Genomic DNA, 5818 nt, shown 5'->3' with positions numbered 1-5818 from the left:
CCTCGGTTCCTCGCGCGCCCGCGCGCAGGGCGCGACTCCAGAAACTCCAGAAACCCGGCCCCCCCGAAGTTTCCGGTTCCGGACGGACAGCGGGCACCGGAGGCCGCGGTGACGGCTGCGGCGCGGTCGCGCCCGCGTTTTGTGGTCCGCACGTGCGGAACCACCCACGGCCCGGCCTCGCGCGCGTGTGCGTAGGCGCGTCTCGAAAGTCTCGAACGAGGCCGCTACCTGGTTGGCTTCTGGGCCATGCGGCGCAGGACTTCCCGGGAGCCGACCCCGGGGTCAACGCGCGCAGCGTCACCGGCACGTCGAGCACGACCAGGTGCGCGTAGTGCCGGTCCGGGTCGACACCTTCCCGCACGAGGCCGTGCAGCGCGTGTCGCCTGTGAACTAAAAGAACCTCTTTTTCTCCAACTTGCTCCGGCCAGACCGCGGTGGGTCGCGCCGGAGCGACCTTGGCCGCGTGGTCGCGGACCCGAGCGCACTTGACGGCGCGCACCACGAGGCGACGTCGTGGTCCTCTCCACTGGTCGGTGGTGAGGTTGTCGTGCTGGTCGCCGCCCTCAATGTCCACGCATCAACGCAGCGGGTGCCGCACGTCGACGTCGACGCGCAGGGCGCGGCCGTCGGGCAGCCGGTAGAGCAGCCAGCCGGACACGTCGTAGTCGATCAGCAGGTCGATCAGGTCGTCCGGGTTGGTCACCGCTGCTCACCCGCCCGGCCGGTGTGGACCTGGTCGAGCTGGGCCTGGAGTCGGGCGGCGTCGGCGCGGGCGTCGGCGGCGGCCTGCTCGGCGGTCCGCCGGTCGGTGTGGAGCTGCTCGACCTGGCGGCGTACCTCGGTCAGGGCGGCGAGGGCGCCGCGCAGCTCGGCCTCGGCGTCGCGGCGGGCCTCGGTCGCCTCCGCGAGTGCGGTCCGGGCGGTGTCCCGTTGGGGGTTTCCTAACGCTCGTGTCACCGGGGATCATTTAGTTGATCTCTGATTGAGGGATGGCCTTGGGTCCGGTTCGGCCGGGATGATGTCCGTCTGTAGACTGGGCTTCCGGAGAATTTCTCTGATCTGGTTGAGCATTGGACGCTGCTGGAGTCGGAGACCGACCTGCTGGCGACGAAGCGTGGCGCGACTCGGCTCGGGTTCGCGGTGTTGCTGAAGTTCTACGGCCGGTACGGCCGGTTCCCTCGTGGACGGGCCGAGGTGAAGCAGGACGCGGTGGAGTTCGTCGCGGCGCAGGTGAAGATGCCCGCCGCTGACCTCGGTCTTTACGACTGGGACGGGCCCACCATCAAACGCCATCGGGCCGAGATCCGCCGGTTCTTCGGGTTCCGGGAGTTCACCGTCGACGACGCGGCGAAGCTGACCGACTGGCTGGCCGGCGGCTACGCCCAGCGGGTGCGCAGGCCCGAGCTGGTGCGGGAGCAGTTCCTGGCCGAGTGCCGTACGCGGCAGCTGGAGCCGCCGACGTCGGGACGTACCGATCGGATCGTCAACGCCTCGCTCGCGCGGGCTGCCGACGCGGTGGCCGCCCGGGTGGCGGGTCGGCTGGACGCGGGAACGCTGGCCCGGCTGCTGGGCCTGGTCGAGGTCCATGACCTGGACACCGACGCTGAGGCAGACGAGGACCCGAGCCTGCTGCGCTGGCTGAAGTCGTCGACCGGCGACATCAGCCTGCCCACGATGCACGACGAGGTGGACAAGCTGGAGACGATCCGCTCGTTCGCGCTGCCGGCGAAGCTGCTCGGGGAGGTGGCGCCGAAGGTCGTGGCGGAGTGGCGCAACCAGGCGATGATCGAGTCGCCGAGTCATATGCGCCGTCATCCTGAGCCGCTGCGGGCGGCGATGCTGGCCGCCCTGCTGGTCAACCGGCAGCAGGAGATCACCGATCAGCTGGTGCGGCTGCTCGTCGGCGCGGTACGCCGGATCGGGCTGCGGGCGGAGAAGAAGGTCGCCCGGGAGATGGTCAACCAGTTCACGCGGGTGGCGAGCAAGGAGTCGCTGCTGCTGAAGGTCGCCGACGCGGCGCTGCGCCGCCCGGACGACACGGTGCGACAGGTGGTCTACCCGGTGGTGGGCGAGGACAACCTGCAGAACCTGGCCAAAAGGAGTACGCGTCGAGCCGGACGGTGATCCAGCAGCGGTGGCATTCCAGCTACCAGCAGGCGTACTCGCGGCACTACCGGCAGGGGCTGATCCGGCTGTTGCAGGTGCTGGAGTTCCGGTGCGAGAACTCTCACCAGCCGGTGCTGGAAACCCTGGCCGTGGTGCGGCGGCACGCGGCGGAAACGGCCAGCCCGTACTACCCGGACGGGGAGACGGTGCCGTGGCATCGCGGCCTGTCCGGGCCGTGGGAGCAGTTGGTGTTTCGCACGGCGCAGGGCGGCCGCAAGCGGGTGGTGCGGTCGCTGTACGAGCTGCGCACCCTGGACGCGCTGTGCGACCAGCTCAACTGCAAGGGCGTGTGGGTCGTCGGCGCCGAGGAGTTCCGCAACCCCGACGAGGACCTGCAACCGGACTTCGCCGAACGGCGCACCGAGCACTACGCCGCCCTGGCCAAGCCGCTGGATGCGACGGAGTTCATCGCCGCCATCCGCGCCGAACACGAGACGGAACTCGGCGCGCTCGAGGATGCTCTGCCGAGCCTGGACTTCCTGGAGATCGCCCCGCGCGGCAAAGACGGGGCGATCAAGCTGACGCCGCTGGATGCGGTGGCCGAGCCGCAGAACCTGACCCTGCTCAAGCAGGTCATCGTGCAGCGGTGGGGCATGGTGCCGCTGATCGACGCGCTGAAAGAGGCGGTACTGCGTTCCAACTGCCGCTCCACCATCGCCTCCCTGACCGACAAAGACGCCGTGGACGAGGACTTTCTGCACCGGCTGCTGCTGTGCCTGTACGCCTACGGCACCAACACCGGCGTACGCGCGGTCGCCGACGCCGGCGCGCACGGGCACAGCGAGAAGCAGCTGTACTACGCCGCGCACCGCTACCTGACCCCAGAGCTGGTGCAAGCGTTAGCGATCGACGTCGCCAACGCGACGTTCCGGGTCCGCCAGCGAATCTGGGGCGGCGGATCCACCGCGGTCGCGTCGGACTCCACGCACTTCGGGGCGTGGGACCAGAACGTGTTCACCGAGTGGCACTCGCGCTACCGCTCCCGCGGCGTGCTGATCTACTGGCACGTCGAGCGCAAGAGCGTCGTCATCCACTCCCAGCTGATCCACTGCACCGCCTCCGAGGTGGCCGCGATGATCGACGGGGCGATGCACCACGGCTCCGACATGGATGTGCGCTCCAACTACGTCGACACCCACGGCCAGTCGCTGATCGGGTTCGGGCTCACCCGGCTGCTCGGCTTCGACCTGCTGCCACGCATCAAAAGGATCAACCACCTGCGCCTGTACCCGCCCGCCCGGGGCTGGATCGCCCGGTATCCGGGCCTGGCCCCGGCGATAATGAACCGGGCCATCGACTGGGACCTGATCGCCCGCGAGTACGACCACATGATCAAATACGCGATCTCGATCAAGAACAAGACCGCGTCGACCGCCGCCATCATGCGCCGCTTCCACAGCGCCAACGCCATGAACGACACGTTCCAGGCGATGCAGGAGGCTCGGCCGGGTGCAGCGCACCATCTTCGCCTGCCGGTACCTGCGCGACCGCGAGCTCCAGCGGGAGATCAACTCGGGGCTGAACGTGGCCGAGTCGTGGAACTACGGCAACTCGGTGATCTTCTACGGCAAGGGCGGTGACATCCCTGGCAACAAGCGCGACCAGCAGGAGCTGTCGGTGCTGTGCCTGCGCGCGTTGCAGGCGTCGATCGGCTACCTGAACACGCTGATGATCCAGGACGTGCTCGGAGAGGGCCTGGTCGCGCTTACGACCGAGGACGAGCGCGGGCTCAACCCGTTGTTCTGGTCGAACATCTCCCCCTACGGCGAGGTGAAACTCGACATGCGCCGGCGGATCACCCTGACGGCCGACCAGGCCGCTGTCACACCCGACGACGAAGCTCCCCTCAGCTGAGACCACCTGACGACCACGGAAAGAGCACGATGACACAGGCGAACTCGATGACCTACACCAGGATCTGCGCGACCGGATGGGCCTGGCCCTGACCGAGCACCTACAGCTGTCGAGCATCACCGACCTGGCCGCCACCGACGCGACCACCACCATGCTCGTCAACATCGTCGTATCGGTCGGGCAGTTCCAGCGCGACCTACAGAACGAACTCACCCGTGACGGGCTGGCCGCAGCCTGGGCCGCCGGCAGCGTCTCCGGACGGCGCGCCCGGCACGTCGAGCTCGGCGTCACCGAGCAGATCCGTCAGGCATACCGCGACGGGTCGAGCATCGCCGCCCTCGCCCGCGACCACCGCGTCAGCCGCGGCGCGATCCGCACCGCTCTAGCCGACTTGCTCCCTAACCAGCCCGAACGGCCCGCGCCGGCCGCACCCGTGGCGCAGGCGGTCCGCGTGGAGATCCCCGGCAAGGTCGCAGACCACCTCGCCGCCCGCGCCGACCTCGGCGAAGCCGAGCAGCACGCCCTGCGCCGAGGCCGCACGGTCCGGCGCGGCCAGGGCCACAGCTGCACGTCACCGCGCTGCCTGAGATCCACCTAGCGCTACTGGCCGCCGCGGCCCCGCTCGACACCGACGGGGCCTCTTCCGCCGACCGCAAGGCGTACCGGATCTACACCGACCGACTCAAAGATCGTCGCTAGCGCCAATCTCCGTACGGATCCTTTCCAGCCCCGGAGAGGCACATGCCGATCGTGGTCAGTCCAGTGGATCCAGATCGTCGTCCGCCTCGGCCTGGTCGTCGACGGCGTTGAGTTGCAACGCCTCCCGCAGCCACGTCAGTTCGTCCTCGGCGAGCACGACGGTGGTCCACTGCTTGATGACCTGCTCGTCGCTGGCTTCGCCGTCGCCTTCGTACTCGCCGGGCAGCCGCACCGCGATCCACACGTCGTCGCCGAGCAGCTGCGCGGCCGCGCGCACGGACGTCACGGTGGGATCGGCGAACAGGCTGTGGTCGGCGCCGAGGTCTTCAGGTCGATGCCGAACTCGTCGTCCCAGTCGTGCTCGGCGGCCAGGCCCGCGGTCACGAGCACTGCCAGGCCGGGGCGCTGCTCTGCCGGTGCGGCCAGTCCTTCCCGGTATGCGCCGTACTGCTCGAAGGCGGCCTGCGGATGCAGATCGAGGTGTTCGCCGATCTGCCACCAGTCGGCGCCGGCGGCGAGCATGTCGCGGGCCACCGCAGTGCGTACGCCGGCGGCCAGGCCGCCCAGTTGGCCCGCATGGGTGGCCGCTTGGCGCAGGTCTCCGGCGTCGATCGCGTCGACGGCGCCCTGTTGTCGGGGTACGTCCTGGAGTGCAGAGCTACGTACAGCTGATCTTGCAGAGGTGCGCACCGTTTGTCCGTCGTCTATAGGTGGTTGGGGTTGAGGCTGTTCGGGTCGTGATCGGGCAGGCGTGGGGCGGCGGGCGATGGGGGCGTTGGATGAGCAGCGGTGGCTGGATGTGCGTCGGTTCCGGGCGTTGCACGAGGCTGGTGCGAGTGTCTCGGAGATCGCTCGTGAGACGGGCCTGAACTGGCGGACGGTGAAGAAGTATCTGGCTGCTGGGGCTGGCGAGGTGGCGCCGCTGGTTCGGACGCGGCCGGCTCGTGGGCAGCTGATTGATGTGTTCGCGCATGTGATCGATGCGTGGTTGCGGGCGGAGTTGCTGCTCAAGGGCACGGTGATCCAAGTTGCGTCGGGCAGAGTGGTGTACGGCAGACCTGCAGCTCAGAGCCGGTTTGGCGTAGACGTGAGGCGGCCA

General features: G+C 69.0%; 8 protein-coding genes and 1 pseudogene. 5 read left to right on the top strand and 4 right to left on the bottom strand.

What is annotated here, in order from left to right; translation table 11 throughout:
* Positions 1–577: 577 nt before the first annotated feature.
* Entirely contained in the window at positions 578–703 is a 126-nt protein-coding gene (locus V6U90_RS32275) for a hypothetical protein (RefSeq protein WP_334444781.1), read from the bottom strand.
* Positions 700–957, bottom strand: a complete 258-nt coding sequence (locus V6U90_RS32270) for a hypothetical protein (protein ID WP_334444779.1) — start codon at positions 955–957, stop codon at positions 700–702. The genes V6U90_RS32275 and V6U90_RS32270 overlap by 4 nt, the downstream gene beginning before the upstream one ends.
* Before the next feature lie 102 nt (positions 958–1059).
* On the opposite strand from V6U90_RS32270, the gene V6U90_RS32265 reads away from it, so the two are divergent.
* The 4 genes from V6U90_RS32265 (at position 1060) to V6U90_RS32250 (ending at position 4618) form a co-directional block, all read left to right on the top strand.
* Positions 1060–2124, top strand: a complete 1065-nt coding sequence (locus V6U90_RS32265; protein WP_334444787.1) for a DUF4158 domain-containing protein — start codon at positions 1060–1062, stop codon at positions 2122–2124.
* A gap of 77 nt (positions 2125–2201) precedes the next feature.
* A complete protein-coding gene (locus V6U90_RS32260; protein WP_334444785.1) occupies positions 2202–3746 on the top strand; it encodes a Tn3 family transposase in 1545 nt (514 codons plus the stop codon).
* Positions 3628–4020 carry a Tn3 family transposase gene (locus V6U90_RS32255; RefSeq protein WP_334444783.1) on the top strand — a complete coding sequence of 131 codons (393 nt, stop codon included), beginning with the start codon at positions 3628–3630 and terminating at the stop codon, positions 4018–4020. The genes V6U90_RS32260 and V6U90_RS32255 overlap by 119 nt, the downstream gene beginning before the upstream one ends.
* Positions 4021–4096: 76 nt before the next feature.
* Positions 4097–4618, top strand: a complete 522-nt coding sequence (locus tag V6U90_RS32250; protein WP_334444777.1) for a hypothetical protein — start codon at positions 4097–4099, stop codon at positions 4616–4618.
* A 156-nt stretch (positions 4619–4774) separates the two neighbouring features.
* Here V6U90_RS32250 and V6U90_RS32245 read toward each other — a convergent pair whose 3' ends face one another.
* Together V6U90_RS32245 and V6U90_RS32240 are read right to left on the bottom strand one after the other, a co-directional pair.
* A complete protein-coding gene (locus V6U90_RS32245) occupies positions 4775–4996 on the bottom strand; it encodes a hypothetical protein (protein WP_334444775.1) in 222 nt (73 codons plus the stop codon).
* 5 nt (positions 4997–5001) lie between these two features.
* A complete protein-coding gene (locus tag V6U90_RS32240) occupies positions 5002–5409 on the bottom strand; it encodes a hypothetical protein (RefSeq protein ID WP_334444773.1) in 408 nt (135 codons plus the stop codon).
* Between the two features lie 76 nt (positions 5410–5485).
* Between V6U90_RS32240 and V6U90_RS32235 the strand changes: the two are divergent.
* Positions 5486–5818 (top strand): annotated as a pseudogene (locus tag V6U90_RS32235) (hypothetical protein); the annotation flags it as partial.

The organism is Micromonospora sp. CPCC 206060 (genome assembly GCF_036906895.1).
GTDB lineage: Bacteria > Actinomycetota > Actinomycetes > Mycobacteriales > Micromonosporaceae > Micromonospora.
The sequence above is the reverse complement of the archived record's forward strand: the minus strand, read 5'-3'. Positions and strand labels throughout refer to the sequence as shown.